Source organism: Nonomuraea sp. NPDC048881 (assembly GCF_040649795.1).
Classification (GTDB): domain Bacteria; phylum Actinomycetota; class Actinomycetes; order Streptosporangiales; family Streptosporangiaceae; genus Nonomuraea.
Window position 1 is genome coordinate 448,019 of sequence record NZ_JBEZGC010000003.1, and the last position, 15,542, is coordinate 463,560.

The 15,542-nt window shown below is 71.2% G+C and carries 16 protein-coding genes; 11 read left to right on the forward strand and 5 right to left on the reverse strand.

The annotated features are described in order from the left end of the window. Positions 1–35: 35 nt before the first annotated feature. Positions 36–359, reverse strand: coding sequence for a multidrug efflux SMR transporter (locus AB0C33_RS12955; protein WP_358286711.1), 324 nt, complete (start codon positions 357–359; stop codon positions 36–38). Between the two features lie 74 nt (positions 360–433). Here AB0C33_RS12955 and AB0C33_RS12960 point away from each other — a divergent pair, with 74 nt between their 5' ends. Beyond that, positions 434–1,387 carry a radical SAM protein gene (locus AB0C33_RS12960; RefSeq protein ID WP_358286713.1) on the forward strand — a complete coding sequence of 318 codons (954 nt, stop codon included), beginning with the start codon at positions 434–436 and terminating at the stop codon, positions 1,385–1,387. A gap of 9 nt (positions 1,388–1,396) precedes the next feature. On the opposite strand, the gene AB0C33_RS12965 is transcribed toward AB0C33_RS12960, so the two are convergent. Next, complete coding sequence (locus tag AB0C33_RS12965) at positions 1,397–1,894, reverse strand: GNAT family N-acetyltransferase (protein ID WP_358286714.1); 498 nt, start codon at positions 1,892–1,894, stop codon at positions 1,397–1,399. A gap of 161 nt (positions 1,895–2,055) precedes the next feature. Between AB0C33_RS12965 and AB0C33_RS12970 the strand changes: the two genes are divergently transcribed. The 8 genes from AB0C33_RS12970 to AB0C33_RS13005 all read left to right on the forward strand — a co-directional run bounded on the left by AB0C33_RS12970 (position 2,056) and on the right by AB0C33_RS13005 (position 10,320). Continuing rightward, positions 2,056–2,436, forward strand: a complete 381-nt coding sequence (locus tag AB0C33_RS12970) for a hypothetical protein (protein ID WP_358286716.1) — start codon at positions 2,056–2,058, stop codon at positions 2,434–2,436. Continuing rightward, a complete protein-coding gene (locus AB0C33_RS12975; RefSeq protein WP_358286718.1) occupies positions 2,436–2,813 on the forward strand; it encodes a hypothetical protein in 378 nt (125 codons plus the stop codon). The genes AB0C33_RS12970 and AB0C33_RS12975 overlap by 1 nt, the downstream gene beginning before the upstream one ends. Positions 2,814–3,027: 214 nt before the next feature. Further along, positions 3,028–3,270 carry a hypothetical protein gene (locus AB0C33_RS12980; protein ID WP_358286720.1) on the forward strand — a complete coding sequence of 81 codons (243 nt, stop codon included), beginning with the start codon at positions 3,028–3,030 and terminating at the stop codon, positions 3,268–3,270. 569 nt (positions 3,271–3,839) lie between these two features. Further along, entirely contained in the window at positions 3,840–4,361 is a 522-nt protein-coding gene (locus AB0C33_RS12985) for a hypothetical protein (RefSeq protein WP_358286722.1), read from the forward strand. Positions 4,362–4,929: 568 nt separating this feature from the next. Next, positions 4,930–7,143, forward strand: coding sequence for an ATP-dependent RecD-like DNA helicase (locus AB0C33_RS12990; protein WP_358286724.1), 2,214 nt, complete (start codon positions 4,930–4,932; stop codon positions 7,141–7,143). Positions 7,144–7,312: 169 nt separating this feature from the next. After that, positions 7,313–8,506, forward strand: a complete 1,194-nt coding sequence (locus tag AB0C33_RS12995) for an Ig-like domain-containing protein (protein WP_358286726.1) — start codon at positions 7,313–7,315, stop codon at positions 8,504–8,506. Positions 8,507–8,730: 224 nt separating this feature from the next. Further along, positions 8,731–9,039 (forward strand): MiAMP1 family antimicrobial peptide, encoded by a 309-nt coding sequence (locus tag AB0C33_RS13000; RefSeq protein WP_352329610.1) that lies wholly within the window; start codon positions 8,731–8,733, stop codon positions 9,037–9,039. 123 nt (positions 9,040–9,162) lie between these two features. Continuing rightward, entirely contained in the window at positions 9,163–10,320 is a 1,158-nt protein-coding gene (locus AB0C33_RS13005; protein ID WP_358286728.1) for a hypothetical protein, read from the forward strand. Between the two features lie 69 nt (positions 10,321–10,389). On the opposite strand, the gene AB0C33_RS13010 is transcribed toward AB0C33_RS13005, so the two are convergent. The 3 genes from AB0C33_RS13010 to AB0C33_RS13020 are packed head-to-tail and all read right to left on the reverse strand — an operon-like array spanning position 10,390 to position 13,378. Continuing rightward, a complete protein-coding gene (locus tag AB0C33_RS13010; protein ID WP_358286730.1) occupies positions 10,390–11,616 on the reverse strand; it encodes an alpha/beta hydrolase in 1,227 nt (408 codons plus the stop codon). A gap of 20 nt (positions 11,617–11,636) precedes the next feature. Beyond that, the gene (locus AB0C33_RS13015) at positions 11,637–12,434 is read right to left on the reverse strand and encodes a hypothetical protein (RefSeq protein ID WP_358286732.1); all 798 of its coding nucleotides are present in this window, start codon (positions 12,432–12,434) and stop codon (positions 11,637–11,639) included. After that, positions 12,431–13,378, reverse strand: coding sequence for an ABC transporter ATP-binding protein (locus AB0C33_RS13020; protein WP_358286734.1), 948 nt, complete (start codon positions 13,376–13,378; stop codon positions 12,431–12,433). The genes AB0C33_RS13015 and AB0C33_RS13020 overlap by 4 nt, the downstream gene beginning before the upstream one ends. A gap of 134 nt (positions 13,379–13,512) precedes the next feature. Here AB0C33_RS13020 and AB0C33_RS13025 point away from each other — a divergent pair, with 134 nt between their 5' ends. Beyond that, positions 13,513–14,850 (forward strand): histidine kinase, encoded by a 1,338-nt coding sequence (locus AB0C33_RS13025; RefSeq protein ID WP_358286736.1) that lies wholly within the window; start codon positions 13,513–13,515, stop codon positions 14,848–14,850. Beyond that, positions 14,847–15,509: a response regulator transcription factor gene (locus tag AB0C33_RS13030; protein WP_358286738.1), complete on the forward strand. Its 663-nt coding sequence runs from the start codon at positions 14,847–14,849 to the stop codon at positions 15,507–15,509. Before AB0C33_RS13025 ends, AB0C33_RS13030 begins: the two co-directional genes overlap by 4 nt. Positions 15,510–15,542: the final 33 nt, after the last annotated feature.

Below are 15,542 nucleotides of genomic sequence, written 5' to 3' on the forward strand. Positions count from 1 at the left end.
GGGGTTGGGGGGTGTTCAATGCGTTTTTGGTGGGGTTAGTGGCTGCCGGCGAGGTTGAGGACGATGACGCCGCCGATGATGAGGAGGATGCCGCTGATCTTGAGGGGGGTGAGGGTTTCGCCCATGAGGGTGGCGCCGATGAGGGCGATGGCGGCGGTGCCGGCGCCGGACCAGATGGCGTAGGCGGTGCCCATGTCGAGTTGGAGTTTGAGGGCGCGGGCGAGCAGGACGAAGGAGGTGATGTAGCCGGTGGCGACGGCGATGGTCCAGCCGATGTGGGTGAGGCCGTTGCTGAGTTTGAGTGCGGTGGTGGCGAGGACTTCGGAGGCGATGGCGAGGGCGAGCAGGATCCAGGCCATGGGGGGTTCCTTCGGGGTGTGGGTGTTGCGGGTTCCGCTTGAAAAGGTAGTCGAATGCGTGTTCCACTGGTTGGGTGGGTTGGGATGCGCTGGCGCTTGTCGAGGCGGTCGATGAGCGGCCGCTGATCGAGCGGCGCGCGGTGGTGCGTGACGGTTTTTATGAGACGCAGGCCCGTACGGTGATCGAGCGGGTGCCTGGGAGTGCGGGCATCGTCGAGCGGTGGGCGGTTTCGCCTTATCGGGGTTGTGCGCATGCGTGTCTGGGGTGTGGGGCGCGGGCGGGTCATCGCAAGCTGGGGTTGGATGCGGGGGCTGATTTCGATGCGCGGATCGTGGTCCGTGCGAATGTGGTGGAGCGGTTGCGGTCGGAGTTGGGGCGGTGGGAGGGCGAGCCGCTGGCGGTGGGGGTGGCGGGCGATGGTTATCAGCCTGCTGAGGAGAGGTATCGGTTGATGCCGGGGGTGGTGGCGGCGCTGGGGGCGGCGGGGGTGCCGTTCACGGTGTATACGCGCAGTGCGCTGGTGTTGCGGGATGCGGAGGTGCTGGCGCGGGCGGGTGCGCGGGTGGCGGTGTCGATCGCGTTCGTGGACGAGCGGATCAGGCGTGCGGTGGAGCCGGGTGCGGTGGGGGCGCAGGCGCGGTTGGAGTTGGTGTCGGCGCTGGTGGAGGCCGGGGTGGAGTGCCGGGTGTTGATGGCTCCGGTGTTGCCGTTGCTGAGTGATGCGGCTGATCAGTTGACGGCGACGGTGCGGCGGATCGCGGGTGCGGGGGCGGTGGCGGTGGAGCCGGTGGTGTTGCGGTTGCCGCCGGGGACGCGGCAGTGGTATTTGCGGTGGTTGGCTGGGGCGCATCCGCATCTGGTGGAGCGTTATGAGGAGCTCTACGATCGGGCGGGGTTCCCCTCCCCCGGCTATGAGCAGCGGATCACGGGGCAGATCGCGCAGTTGTGCCGGGTTTATGGGATGCGGTGCGGTGCGCCGGAGCCGGTGGGTCGGGGGCCGTCGGTGGCTCAGTTGTCGCTGGTGTGATCTGCGGGGTCAGGGGCGTTGGTGGAGGATCATGCCGGGCCACTCCCCTACGGTGAAGGGCTGGTCGCGGGTGAATCCGCAGCTTTCGTAGTAGGAGACGAGGCGTTCGTCGTCGCCGGCGTAGCAGTCGACGCGGAGGAGTCCGAGGCCGCGGTCGCGGGCTTCTTGCAGGGCCCATTGCAGGAGGTGTCGTCCGACGGATCGTCCTGCGTGGCGTTGGTCGATGACGAGGACCTGGACGTAGAGCTCGGGTTCGGTGGCGGGGGTGACGTAGGGCAGGGCGTCGCCGACGACGATGCAGCCGGCTGGTTGGTCGTCGATCTCGGCGATGCGCATGCCGCCGCCGGCGAGCCAGTCGGCGGCTTGCTGGGTGCGGCGGGGGTCGCCGGTGAAGGGGCGGGTGCCCCATTGGCCGGTGCGGTTCTGGCTGACGAGCCATTGCACGGCGCTGTCGAACATGGTCAGGAGGACGGCGTCGTCGCCGGGGCGGCCTTCTCTGATCTTCACCGGTGACACTGTAAGGGGTGGTGGGTGGGTTGGGTGCTGACGGGGGCCGGGTTCGTGGTGTGGTTCCCGCTCCCCCGTCTGGGGGTCGTCTCTATGGGGCGTTCGTGGTTGCGGTTTTCGGGAGTGCGAGCATCACGAGTGCGGTGGTGAGGTAGAGCGCGGTGGAGGCGATCAGGACGATGCTGCGTGTGACTGTAGGCGGGCAGCGCCGGTGGTGTGGCGGCTGGTGGGGTGGCGGTGGCGGTGGTGAAGAAGATGGTGCCGAGGACGGCGATGCCGGCCGCGCCGCCGATCTGGTTGACGGTGGACAGGACCCCGCTCGCGGCGCCTGCGTTGCGTCCGGGGATGCCTGCCAGGACGACGTTGACGAGGATGGGGGCGGCGAGGCCGAGGCCGAGTCCGAGGCCGCCGGCGAGCAGTGCGAGGGCGAGGGGCCAGTAGCCGGGCTGGTTGCCGTCTTTGACGTTGCACGCCGCACCCGCCCACGCACGTCCCTTTCGACCGGCGTGACGTCCCGCACGGTGATCCTGTCGTCTTCGTGATGACGGCGCACGACCGTGGGGATGCCGCCGCTGAGTGGCCGTGTCGCGGTTCGGCTGTTCTGGCTCTGCCCGCTGCCACGGTCGCCCGGTTCGCTCCGGGCGGGTCGACGGTGGAGTACGTCTCCGAGGGCGCGTGCCGGCTCACGCTCGGCGCGTGGTCATGGCCGGGGCTGGCGGGGCTGCTGCTCACGTTCGACGCCGATCTCGCACACATCGAACCGGCCGAGCTCAGGCAGGCTTTGTGCTCGCTGGGCGCCCGGATCGGCAGGGGGCTCGACTCCGCGGCGCCGCCTCGGCCGTCCGGGAACGCCATCCGCGCATGTGCCGTGCGCGAGGGTTGCGACATCCCTGATGGCGATTGGCCACGCGGCACATGAGGTTTCCTTCACAGGGTGCTGCTGTGCGGAGGCGCCCACTGCGAGCAGGGCGGACGCTGGGAGTTGTTCGGCAAGTGGTTGATTCGGCGCAAGAAGGGGGGCCCAGTTCGCTGGGGACGGCACATCTGTAGGCTCTTGATCGGCGAAGCGCGATCTGACGCCGCTGTGCTTCTCATCGCGATTTCGTCTTGCTCGTGGATCAAGGAGTGCCGTCGTGGCGATCGGCAAGGCAGTGCATGTCGCAGCCGGGTTGTTCCTGACCGGAGTCGGTTCGCTGATGTTGCTGGCGTTCAGTAGCCTGGCCGTCGGCGTGCCCGTCGGGTTCCTGCTGGTTTGCGTGTTTCTTCTGGGCGCGGGACTGGTGGGCCTGTTCCGAAGTCAGTACAAGGACTTCTTCGCAGGCTGGCTGCTGTGGGCTGCGACATTGACCACGTTCACAGGGGTCGTGCTCTTCTAGGCGTCTTCGGGGCATCGGGAGTCGAGCGGGCAGCTACGCAGGTCTCCACGACCAGGTCGGATCCCGGGTCGTCTCGTCGATGACGCCGGTCGGCGTCGCACCGACCTTGTCCTGGTAGCCGGCGCGCACGGCCTTCGACTCCGGGCCGTGGACGCCGTGGACGCCGTGGACGCCGTCACGTCGTCTGACCGGGGTCCCGCTTCACCCGCGCGCGTACAGCTCGTCCCCCGGGGCGCGAGGCGGAGCCCGGGGCGGGCCGTCGCGTCTGTGCCCGTACGTGCAGCCCCGGAGTTCATTCGCCCTGTCCGGGATCATTATGCGCAAATATGCACGCCTCCCCCTATTTGCCGCTAAATATCTGAAACGATTGCTTTTTATTTGTCTTTCGATACTCCTTACCTTCCGCAGAAAACATATGCGCTTTATCGCTTCATCGAAGGGGTAGTTTCAAATTTGCAACCATTTAGGGGCGGCTATTGGCCCCTTTCGTTCGAATCTGGCATCTACAGGGGAAACACGTGGCTCTATACCAGAGCGGGCGCGCTTCGCACCCACTCGGCATCACACGCGTGCTGGCGTTTGCTCTAGCCGCTACGGCAACCAGCGCACTCACGGCTCTTTCAGTTCCAGCGCCAGCCTTTGCCGGCGTCCACACGACATCGGTCGCCGGCGTTCACGGCCTCGCGGATGCCAAGGTCGTGAAAGCAAAGAATCGCTCCTTCCCCGGCGGGATGGACGACGACAACGCTGTCGCGATCGACTCGGCCTTCCAAGGGGACCCCGAGGACGAGGAGAGGCCGCCGACCAAGTTCGTCGGGGTCGTTCGGGAGGACAAGGTACTGATCAGGGACCCGCGGACGACGCCACGATGGCACGACCTGTCCTCGCGGCTGCCCAGAAACTTCGGCCGCCTGGTCGACATCACCCTGGCTGCGCCCGACGAGGGGACGACCGTGCATATCACTGTCCTCAACGCGCACTCGCGCATAGCGCAGAGCACGTGCACCGTCTTCCCGCCTCCGGGCACCATGGCGACGCGGCCTTGGCCCGCCAACTGCAGCCCCTTCCTCGACATCACGCCGCCCCACTGAGTCGACAGGGTCTGATCCGCTGACGCCGCTTGCCGTGCCCTGAAACCTTCGGGGCACGGCACTCGCATTGATCTCGACCGTTTCGGCCCATGTCGGGCCAGGTGAGTAACTGGCATGGAGGCGTACAGCAGCACGTTGGCCGCCGCACGCCGGTGGTGCGTCAGAGAGGTGAGGGTGCCCCCTCCGAACCTGCCGCGGTCCGGTCCGGGGCGAGTTGACCCCCTGCCGAAGTTCCCCGGGCGTGCCATCGCCATGGCGGTGCCGCAGAGCTGTCACTTCTGACCTGCGAGGACGTCGGCGATGAGATGGTGGTCGACCTCACCGAGGGCGGCCAGTTCCTCCACGATCGGCCCGCCGGGCGCGAATGCGGCCCGTGCGGCCTCTTCGGGAGACAGGGAATCTCGGCGCGGGTCCTCGTGATCACTATCGTTCTCATACGAGTCACGTGATCGACACAGAACCACACAAGCCCGGAGGCGCAGGGCTGCCGGGGGTGCACGCGGCTCCCCCGTCCTTGTCCGCCTGCTGCTCTACCCTTGCCTTCAAAACAGGCAACAGAGGGGTTTGCGTGAAGCCTGACGCCAACGGTTCGCTCGGTGTGTCCCTCGATGCGGTGCTTGAGCGCATCACCTTCGCCAGCGAGGAGACGGGGTACACGATCGCGCGGGTGGCCACCGAGCGGTCGGGGGCGGAGTTGCTGACCGTGGTGGGGCCGCTGCTGGGGGCGCAGGTCGGAGAGTCGTTGCGGTTGCGGGGGCGGTGGACGTCGCATCCGCGGTACGGCAGGCAGTTCGAGGTGTGGTCCTACACCACGGTGTTGCCGGCCACGGTTCAGGGCATCCGGCGTTATCTGGGGTCGGGGCTGATCAAGGGGATCGGTCCGAAGATGGCCGAGCGGATCGTCGATCATTTCGGCACGGGGACGCTGGAGGTGATCGAGCAGGAGCCGCAGCGGCTGGTGGAGGTTCCGGGGCTGGGTCCCAAGCGGACGAAGATGATCGCGGCGGCGTGGGAGGAGCAGAAGATCATCAAGGAGGTGATGATCTTTCTGCAGGGGGTCGGGGTGTCCACCTCGATCGCGGTGCGGATCTTCAAGCAGTACGGGGAGTCGTCGATCTCGGTGGTGCGCGGGCAGCCGTACCGGCTGGCCGACGAGGTGTGGGGCATCGGGTTCAAGACGGCCGACACGATCGCCCAGGCCGTCGGGATCCCCCATGACAGTCCCGAGCGGGTCAAGGCGGGGCTGCGGTACACGTTGTCGCAGGCGGCCGACGACGGCCACTGCTATCTGCCGGCGCCGAACCTGGTGGCCGACGCGGTCAAGATCCTCGACGTGCCGGCCGAGCTGGCCACGCGGTGCATGGAGGAGCTGGCGGCCGAGGAGGGGGTGGTGCGCGAGCAGGTGCCCGCCGGGGACAACAGCGTGCCGGCGGTGTATCTGCCGCCCTTCCACCGGGCCGAGCTGTCGCTGGCCGGCGGGTTGTTGTCGTTGCTGAACAGCGGCCATGACCGGCTGCGGTCCTTTGCCGACGTCGACTGGGAGCGGGCCGAGTCGTGGCTGGCGGCCCAGACGGGCGCCGAGCTGGCGCCCGAGCAGCGTCAGGCGGTACGGCTGGCGCTGACGTGCAAGGTGGCGGTGCTGACGGGCGGGCCGGGGTGCGGCAAGAGTTTCACCGTGCGGTCGATCGTGACGCTGGCCAGGGCCAAGCGGGCCAAGGTGATCCTGGCCGCGCCGACCGGGCGGGCGGCCAAGAGGTTGTCGGAGCTGACCGGGCACGAGGCCACCACGGTTCACCGGTTGTTGCAGCTGAGGCCGGGCGGGGAGGCCACCTTCGACCGTGACAACCCGCTGGACGCCGACCTGGTGGTGGTGGACGAGGCCTCGATGCTGGATCTGCTGCTGGCCAACAAGCTGCTCAAGGCGGTGGCGCCGGGCACGCATCTGCTGCTGGTGGGCGACGTGGACCAGCTTCCCTCGGTGGGGGCCGGGGAGGTGCTGAAGGATCTGCTGGCCGCCGTGGACGTGCCGCGGGTGCGCCTGACGCAGATCTTCCGTCAGGCGCAGGAGTCGGGGGTGGTGACCAACGCCCACCGGGTCAACACCGGGCACCATCCGGTGCTGGCCGGCATGTCGGACTTCTTTCTGTTCCCGTGCGAGGAGCCGGAGGAGATCGCGGCGATGACGGTGGACGTCGTCGCGCGGCGCATCCCGTCCAGGTTCGGGCTGGACGCCCGGCGTGAGGTGCAGGTGCTGGCGCCGATGCACCGCGGCGCGGCCGGGGCGGGGGCGCTGAACATGGCGTTGCAGGAGGCGCTGACGCCGGCCCGCGAGGGCATGCCCGAACGCCGGTACGGCGGGCGGGTGTTCCGGGTGGGCGACAAGGTCACCCAGTTGCGCAACAACTACGACAAGGGCGCGGCGGGGGTGTTCAACGGCACGGTGGGGATCGTCACCGGCATCCGTCCCGACGACCACAGCCTGACCGTGCGCACCGACGAGGACGAGGAGGTCGACTACGCCTTCGACGAGCTGGACGAGCTGGCCCACGCCTATGCCGTCTCCATCCACCGCAGTCAGGGCAGCGAGTATCCGGCGGTGGTGATCCCGCTGGCCACCAGCGCGTGGATGATGCTGCAGCGCAATCTGCTCTACACCGCGATCACGCGGGCCAAGAGGCTGGTGGTGATCGTGGGGTCGCGGCGGGCGCTGGCCCAGGCCGTACGGACCAAGGGCGCCGGACGGCGGCACACGAGCCTGACCCACCGCCTGGAGCGGCGCTGAACCCCTCACGGGCAAGAACGTTGATCGTCGCGTTGACGCAGGTTGACCTGGGGTTGACAGCAATTAGTGATGCAAATGTGACCGAACTCTCCTAAATGCTTCTGCGTCATACATGCAGGAGCATTAAAGTCTTTGGGGTGGGTTTGCCGCCCTGGGGGAGAGGACAGTCTTGAACGTTGCGCCCGCATGGACGAAGTCTGCCGCCGGCCTCGCGCTGCTGGCGGTCGCGGCCCTGACGGCATCCTGCTCGAGCGGGAACGCCGCTTCGCGCGGGCCGGAAGCGCCCGAGGCCACCACCGTGGCCACCCCGCAGGCGCCCACCGTCACCATCAGCCCCGCCGAAGGCAGCGCCAAGGTCAGCCCCGACAAGAAGGTCGTGGTCACCGCCGCCGGCGGCGCGCTGGAGGAGGTGACCGTCGACGGCGGCGGCCACATGGTCGAGGGCAGGTTCAACGCCGACAAGACCAAATGGGTCTCCCGGACGCCGCTGAAGCCCTCCACCAACTACAACGTCTCGGCCAAGGCCGGCGTCACCGCCGCCACCAGCACCTTCACCACGGTCAAGCCCGAGCGGGAGCTGCAGGTCGCCGACGTCACCCCCAACGCCAAGGGCGAGACGCTCGGCGTCGGCGCCCCGATCATCGTCACCTTCAACCAGCCCGTCACCGGCAAGGCGGCCGTCGAGCGCGCCCTGGAGGTGGAGGCCGAGAAGCCCGTCACCGGCGCCTGGCGGTGGATCAACGACACCACCGTCATCTACCGCACCGCCAAGTACTGGCCCGCCCACCAGAAGGTCACCTTCAACGCCCGCATCACCGGCGTCAAGGCCGGCAAGGGCCTGTACGGCGTGAAGGACTACTCCGCCAGCCTCAAGATCGGCGCCAAGGTCATCAGCAAGGTCAACACCAAGACCCACATGATGTACGTCTACAAGGACAACAAGCGCGTGCAGACCATGCGCATCAGCGCCGGCATGGCCACCACCCGCGAGTACACCACGACCTCCGGCGTGCACCTGACGATGGAACGCGGCAACCCGGTGCGCATGATCTCCCCCGGCCGCAAGAAGGGCGACCCCGGCTACTACGACGTGATGATCGACCACGCCGTGCGCATCTCCAACTCCGGCGAGTACGTCCACGCCAAGGACAACGTCTGGGCCCAGGGCGTGCGCAACGTCAGCCACGGCTGCATCAACTCCCGCCCCGACCAGGCCAAGTGGTTCTACGACAACTTCCAGCGCGGCGACGTCGTGGAGATCACCGGCACCAACCGCGAGCTGGAGTGGAACAACGGCTGGGGCTACTGGCAGTTGCCCTTCTCGCAGTGGAAGAAGGGCAGCGCCCTGCACGCCAAGTCCTGACCGCTCCCCCGCTCCCCCTCCCTTCTCGGGCCGGCTTCCAGCCGCTCACCGCCGCCGGCAGGCGCGGCGGTGAGCGGCTTTTTCGACGGCCCGGACCGCTGCCGTGGACCGTCCTCGACGGCCCCTCGCCCTCGCCATCAGCGAAAACGCCTCGACGTGTACGAAGGGTTGCCATACGATTACCCACCGTGGGCATTCGTCAGGAACCCTCGAAGGAGTACACGTTGAAGAAGATCCTTCTCGTCCCCGCGATCACCGCCGGGTTCGTCCTCGCCTCGGCCGGCGCCGCGTACGCCTCCCAGTACGTCGCCTACGAAGGCCCCGGCTTCACCGGCCGCTCGGTCGTCCTGGACGCCTGCGGCGTGTCCAACATCCCCTACCACGGCTCCTACAAGTGGTACGGCGACGGCCAGAGCGGCCGCATGTACAACCAGCCCAACGCCTCCGGCGTGATGCACTTCGAACTGGCCTCCAACCGCAACGCCGAGCAGCGCACCCCCGTCGGCTGGAAGAGCATCTTCATCGTGTGCTGACCCGCCGCCCCTGACCGGCCGTCCCCCGGGCACAGGGGGCGGCCGGTTTCGGCATGCGCGCGTACGGACGGCCGTTCGAGGCACACTTGCCAGTACGACCATCAGCACGCGCGGGGGGGCGAGATGGGCAAGAGCGCAGACACCACCGCGAGCAGCAGCACGGCCACCAGCGCAAGCATCACCACCACCAGCGCCGCGGGCACCACGGTCTTGGCGTTGATGTCGCTCCTGGTGATGGCGGTGTTGTCCGGCTGCGCGGTGCCCTCTCTGCCGGGCGCAGGCGAACGGTCGCCTTCGGCCGGCGGGCGGGCCTCCTCGCCGCCCTCCGCAGTGGCACCCCTTCCTCGATCGTCCCAGGAGGCGACTCCCCCGCGGACGCAAGGCCCGGCGCAGGACCGCGCGCTGGGCCGGATGCGGGGGCGGGGGCGGGGTGCGGCGAGCAGTGGATGCGCGGCCACGGCCCGCCGGCTCACCTCCGGTGCTCACCAGCTGACCACCGCCGGGCTGACCCGCCGCTACCTGCTGGCCGTGCCCGACGGGCCCGGCCCCCACCCCGTGCTGCTCAACCTGCACGGCCTCGGCTCCAACGCCGCCGAACAGGCCGCCTACAGCCGCCTGCCCCAGATCGGCCCGAGCCGCGGCTACATCGTCATCACCCCCCGATCGGCGCCCGGACGGCTGGCCTGGACCCTGCCGCACACCGCCGGCCCCGACGACACCGCCTACCTGGCCGCCCTGCTGGACGAGGTCGAACGCCACCAGTGCGCCCACCCCGGACGCGAGTTCGCCGCCGGCCTGTCCTATGGCGCGGGCCTGGCCGCCTCGCTCGTCTGCGCCCTGGACGGACGCCTGAGCGGCGTGGCCGCCGTGGCCGGGATCCCCATCGCCCAGCCCTGCGCCCAGCCCGTCCCCACCACGATCGTCGCCTTCCACGGCACCGCCGACCGCCTGGTCCCCTACGACGGCGGCCACCCCGAGCCCGGCGGCCAGCTGCGGCACCTGGCCGCGCTCGTCGTGCTGCCCCCGGTCGAGCAGACCATGGACGCCTGGGCCGCCGCCCAGCACTGCTCCTCCCCCGCCACCAGCCACCCCCTGCGCCGCGTCCGCCTGCGCCTGTGGACGTCCTGCGCGCGGGGAGCCACGCTGCGCCTGTACACGGTGGACGGCGGCGGCCACACCTGGCCCGGCCCCATCGAGGTGCCCGGCCTCGGCGACACCGCCCGCGACCTGGACGCCAGCCGCCTCATCCTCGACGCCTTCGACCGCGCCCCCACCCGCTGACCGGCCCCGGAGGCGATCAGGGGGAGGCGGCGGACGGGGAAGGCGGCGCGTGCGCCTCCCGGTGCCGGGTCACGGGTTGTGGAAGCCGACTTCGGGGTTGTCCGGGGTGGGCCCGTCGAGCAGGGGCCGTCTGATGTTCTTCAGGTGCTGGTCGAAGAAGGCGGCGACGTAGGCGCGGGTGAGCGCCAGGCCGCGTTCGGCGGCGATGACGCCGGAAGCCGGCGGGCCGATCCTGCTCTGCGGGATGGCCAGGTCGGTGAAGCTGCCGTGCTGGGCCTGGGCGAGGGTGAGCCAGCGCTTCCAGCCGCGCAGGGTCCGCCAGGCGCTGTCCCAGGTGTCGTCCTTGCCGGGGCTGTGGTCGCTCTGGCTGCCCATCAGCAGGAACGGGCGATCGCCCAGGCCGGTGGCGGGGAGGGTTGCGCTGATGGTGCCGTCGAGGTCGATCCCGGCCTTGACGCGCTTGTCGGTCGCCATGGTGGTGGAGGCGGCCTCGCCGCCGAGGGAGTGGCCGGCCATGCCGACGCGCCTGGAGTCGATCAGGTCGGCGCGTTTCCAGGCCGGGTGGCGGCCGGTCAGCCGGTCCAGGACGAAGGAGACGTCCTTGGCGCGGTTCCGGGCGATGGCGGCTTTGCCGCCCTCGGGGGGTTTGGGCTGGTCGCACAGGGGTGCGCAGGTGAGCAGGCCGACTCCGGGGAAGACGGTCCCCGACGATTCGTAGGCGTGGTCGAGCGAGGCGACGACGTAGCCGCGGCTGGCCAGGTCCTCGGCCAGGGAGGTGAGGCTGGCCCGCGGCAGGCCGAGGCCGGGTGAGAGCACCACCAGCGGGCGGCGGCCGCGCCTGGGGGGCGTGCCGGTGTGGGCGTAGGTGCGGATGCCGCTGACGATCTCGGCGGGCAGGTCGGCGCCGGGGGCCTTGCGCCGCAGCAGGGACGCGGCCTCCTCCACCGTCATGAAGGGCGCCGGGGCGCCGGTGGCCGAGCGAGCGGGGTAGTACATCGAGACCATCAGCCGGCGCGGGCCCGATCGCGGGACCCACGGGTCCTTACGGCTGGTGTCGACCAGGTACAGGACGTCGCGGCCGACCGGATCGGGGCCGGTGGGGCGCGGCAGTTCCAGCCGGCGAACGGCCGGGGACGCGGTGGCGGCCGGGCCGGCCGGGCCGGCCGGGCCGGCGGGGTTGGCGGGGCCGGCGGGGTTGGCGGGGCCGGAGGGAGTGGCCGAGGCGGTCGGCGTGGCGCAGGCCGTGACGGCCAGGGCCAGGCAGGCGGCCAGCGGCCGGAACAGCAGGGAGTTCATCGGATTCCTCTCAGGAGCGGTCAGACGTCGCGGCGGTGCACGAGGAGCACGGCCAGGACGGCGGCGGCCAGCGGCCAGGCCGCGAACACGGCCCAGGATCCGGCCACCGTGGGCAGGGCGGGATCGTCACGGAGCTGGGGCAGCCCCAGGCAGGTACGCCAGACGTAGAAGGGCACCAGGGCGTAGAGGTCGTTGAGCCACTGGTGGACGGTCGGCCGGAAGAACGTCGGCACGATGACCAGCACCGCGCAGACGGACACGACGGCGGCCGCGGTGTGCCGAACCAGCGCGCCGATCCCCATGCCGACCAGCCCTGACACCGGAGCCAGGAGCGCGTTGGCGGCCAGCACGCGCAGCACGCCGGGATCGCCGAGGGCGACGGCGACGCCGCGGCCGGACAGGATGGCCTGGCTGACGCCGAAGGTGGCGGCCGAGACGAGCACGCCGCTGGCCAGCAGCACGCCGCCGACGACGGCGAGCTTGGCGGCCACGACGCGGTGACGGGCCGGGACGGCGGTCAGGGTGGTGCGGATGAGGCCGGTGGCGTACTCGCCGACGATCGTCAGCGCGCCCAGGCCGCCCGCCCCGATCATGAACATGGTGGCCGACAGCCCGCTGAACGCCTCGTTCAAGGGGCTGAACGTGGCCTTCTGCATCGGCGGGAAGCTCGGCCACTCGCGGTAGGCGTTCAGGCTGCTCTGGGCGGCGAAGGCGACGATGGCCAGCGGGCCGAGGCCGAGCAGCCAGCGGGTGGAGCGCAACGACCACAGTTTGATCCACTCGGCGGCCAGCAGGTCACGCAAGCGGGCGGTCGTCATCGCCGGTCACCTGCCAGGGAGTCGGCATGGGAGTCGGCATGGGAGTCGGCGCGGTGGTCGGCGCGGTCGGCGGTCAGCTCCATGAACGCCTGTTCCAGCGAGGCCCGGCGCGGAGCGAGTTCCCGCAGCACGATGCGCCGCTCGAAGGCGAGCTCGCCGATGCGGGCGGCGCTCAGCCCGGTGACGGTCAGCGCGCCGTCGTCGCCCTGCTGCGCGCGGGCGCCTGCCTGGGCCAGCACGGCGGCCAGTTCGGCGGGGTCGCCGCAGCGTACGGTCACCGACGAGCCGGTGCCGCGGGCGGCGAACTCGGCCACGCTCTCCTCGGCGATCAACTCGCCCCGGCCGATGACGACGAGCCGGTCGGCGGTGTGCTCCATCTCGCTCATCAGGTGGCTGGAGACCAGCACGGTGCGTCCTTCGGCGGCCAGGCGGCGGAACAGGCCGCGCACCCAGCGCACGCCCTCGGGGTCCAGGCCGTTGACCGGCTCGTCGAACAGCAGCACCGGCGGGTCGCCCAGCAAGGCGGCGGCGATGCCGAGCCGCTGGCGCATGCCCAGGGAGAAACCGCCCACCCGGCGGCGGGCCACGCCCTCCAGGCCCACCTCTCGCAGCACTTCGCCCACCCGGCGGCGCGGCAGGCCGTTGCCGCGGGCCAGCGCCGACAGGTGCGCCGCCGCGGTGCGCCCGCCGTGCACGTCGCCGGCGTCCAGCAGCGCGCCGGCGTGCCGCAGGCCGGCGCGGTGACGGGCGAACGGGCGGCCGCCGATGGTGGCGGTGCCGCTGGTGGGCCTGTTCAGCCCGAGGATCATCCGCATCGTGGTGCTCTTGCCGGCGCCGTTCGGGCCGAGGAACCCGGTGACGCAGCCCGGCCGCACGGTGAAGGTCAGCGCGTTGACGGCCCTCACCGCGCCGTAACGCTTGGTCAGTTGGTTGACTTCGATCACCCGGCCAACGGTGTCGCAGGCCGGGCAGGCGGCACATCTGGCCGCAGGCCGGTTCGCCTGCCGGTGGGGTGGCCCGCGGGCATAGGCCGGCGGGCCGATGCCCGCGGCGGCGACCGGTGACTACGATCGGCCGGGTGCGCGAACCAACGCCCAGGCCACCCTTGACGCAGCGGCTGCCGCACGGCGTGCGGACGGCGCTGTCGTGGTGCGCCGTGGTGGCCTGCCTGCCGCTGCTGTACGTCGTGACGCTGACCGACGGCGAGAGCCCGCTGCCGGTGGGCGCGGCACACATCGGGTTCGCCGCCGCGATGGCGGTCCCGATGGTGTGGGCCCGGCGGCGGCCGTGCGCGGTGCTGGCGGTGCTGCTGGCCGAACTGGTCGTGGCGGTGGCCTCGGCGCAGCCCGCCGAGCGGATCTGGCCGCTGCTGCCGGCGGCCGACCTGCTGGTCTGCCTCATCACGGCCACCCGTACGCGCCGGAGGGGGCTGGTGGCGGCGGCCGCCACGCTGATCGTGCAGCAGGCGGTCTGGCACGGGACCCTGCTGGCCCAGGGGCTGCGCGCCGCCGCGCCGGGCTTCCTCGCGCTGTCGCTGCTGCTCGGCCTGGGCGTCGTGGTCGCCTGGACGGCGGGCACGACGCTCCGGCAACGACGCGAGTACGGGCAGGCGCTGCGTGCGCAGGCCGAGCTTCAGGCGGTCACGGCCGACCGGCTGCGCATCGCGCGAGAGCTGCACGACATGGTCGCCCACAGCATCGGCGTCATCGCCATCCAGGCCGGCGCGGGCGCCCGGGTGATCGACACCCGGCCGGACCAGGCGCGCCAGGCGCTCGGCGCGATCGAGGCCGCCGGCCGGCAGACCTTGCAAGGGCTGCGGCACATGCTCGGCGTGCTCCGCGAGCCCCCGGCCGCCGGAGAGCCGGAAACGTGGGCGGGGCCAGGGGCGGGGGCGGGGCCGGGGTCGGGGTCGGGGTCGGGGTCGGGGTCGGAAACGAGGGCGGGGTCGGGGTCGGGGTTGCCGGCGGGGCTGGCGGACCTCGACCGGCTCGCCGCGACGACCACGGCCGCCGGCCTCCACGTGGACGTGCGCCGCCGAGGCACGCCACGCGAGCTGCCCCCGGCCGTCGACCGGTGCGCCTTCCGCATCGTCCAGGAGTCGCTGACCAACGTCGTCCGCCACGCCGGCGCCCGCCACTGCCAGGTCGTCCTCGACTACGCGCCCGGCGAACTACGCCTCGACATCACCGACGACGGACGCGGCACCGCCTCAACCGGCACCGCCTCAACCGGCGCGGGCTCGCCCGGCGGCGGGTACGGGATCGCCGGCATGCGCGAGCGAGTCGCCCTGCTCGACGGCCGCCTCAGCGCCGGGCCGCGCCCGCAGGGCGGCTTCCGCGTCACCGCCGCCCTGCCGCTGCCGCAGCACGCCCCGGTGGGCGAGAGCGGCCGCAGCACGCACGAGGAGGCACGGTGACCGTCCGCGTCCTGCTCGCCGACGACCAGCCGCTGATCCGCGCCGGTCTGCGCATGGTCATCGACGGCACCGCCGACGTCGTCGTCGCCGGGGAGGCCGGGACGGGGGCCCAAGCCGTCCAGCTCACCCGGCAGCTGTGCCCCGACGTCGTCGTGATGGACATCCGCATGCCCGGCATGGACGGCATCGAGGCCACCCAGAACATCACCGCCGAATCCCCCGCCACCCGCGTCATCATGCTCACCACGTTCGACGACGACGCCAACGTCCACGCCGCGCTGCGGGCCGGAGCCAGCGGGTTCCTGGTCAAGGACATGGCGCTGGAGGACATCCTGTCCGCCGTCCACGTGGTCGCGGCCGGTGACGCGCTGATCGCGCCCAGCGTCACCCGCCGCCTCATCGCCGAGTTCGCCGGCCGCCCCGAACCCCGCCCGCTGCCGCGCGAGCCGCTGGGCGTCACCGCGCGCGAACGCGAGGTGCTGACCCTGACCGGGCGCGGCCTGTCCAACGCCGAGATCGCCGCCCAGCTGCACATCAGCCCCGGCACCGCCAAGGCCCACATCGCCAGCCTGCTCACCAAACTCGGCGCCCGCGACCGGGTCCAGCTCGTCATCGCCGCCTACGACGCCGGCCTGGTCACCCCGCACCACGATCGATGACAGCCCGGCGGCCCGGCCGGCCGCGGCGAGGCG

Excerpts from the sequence above, each read along its gene's own strand:
- AB0C33_RS12955 (WP_358286711.1), bottom strand. The coding sequence starts at position 359 with ATGGCCTGGATCCTGCTCGCCCTCGCCATCGCCTCCGAAGTCCTCGCC.
- AB0C33_RS12975 (WP_358286718.1), top strand. The coding sequence starts at position 2,436 with ATGACGGCGCACGACCGTGGGGATGCCGCCGCTGAGTGGCCGTGTCGC.
- AB0C33_RS13005 (WP_358286728.1), top strand. The coding sequence starts at position 9,163 with ATGGGCAAGAGCGCAGACACCACCGCGAGCAGCAGCACGGCCACCAGC.
- AB0C33_RS13010 (WP_358286730.1), bottom strand. The coding sequence starts at position 11,616 with ATGAACTCCCTGCTGTTCCGGCCGCTGGCCGCCTGCCTGGCCCTGGCC.
- AB0C33_RS13015 (WP_358286732.1), bottom strand. The coding sequence starts at position 12,434 with ATGACGACCGCCCGCTTGCGTGACCTGCTGGCCGCCGAGTGGATCAAA.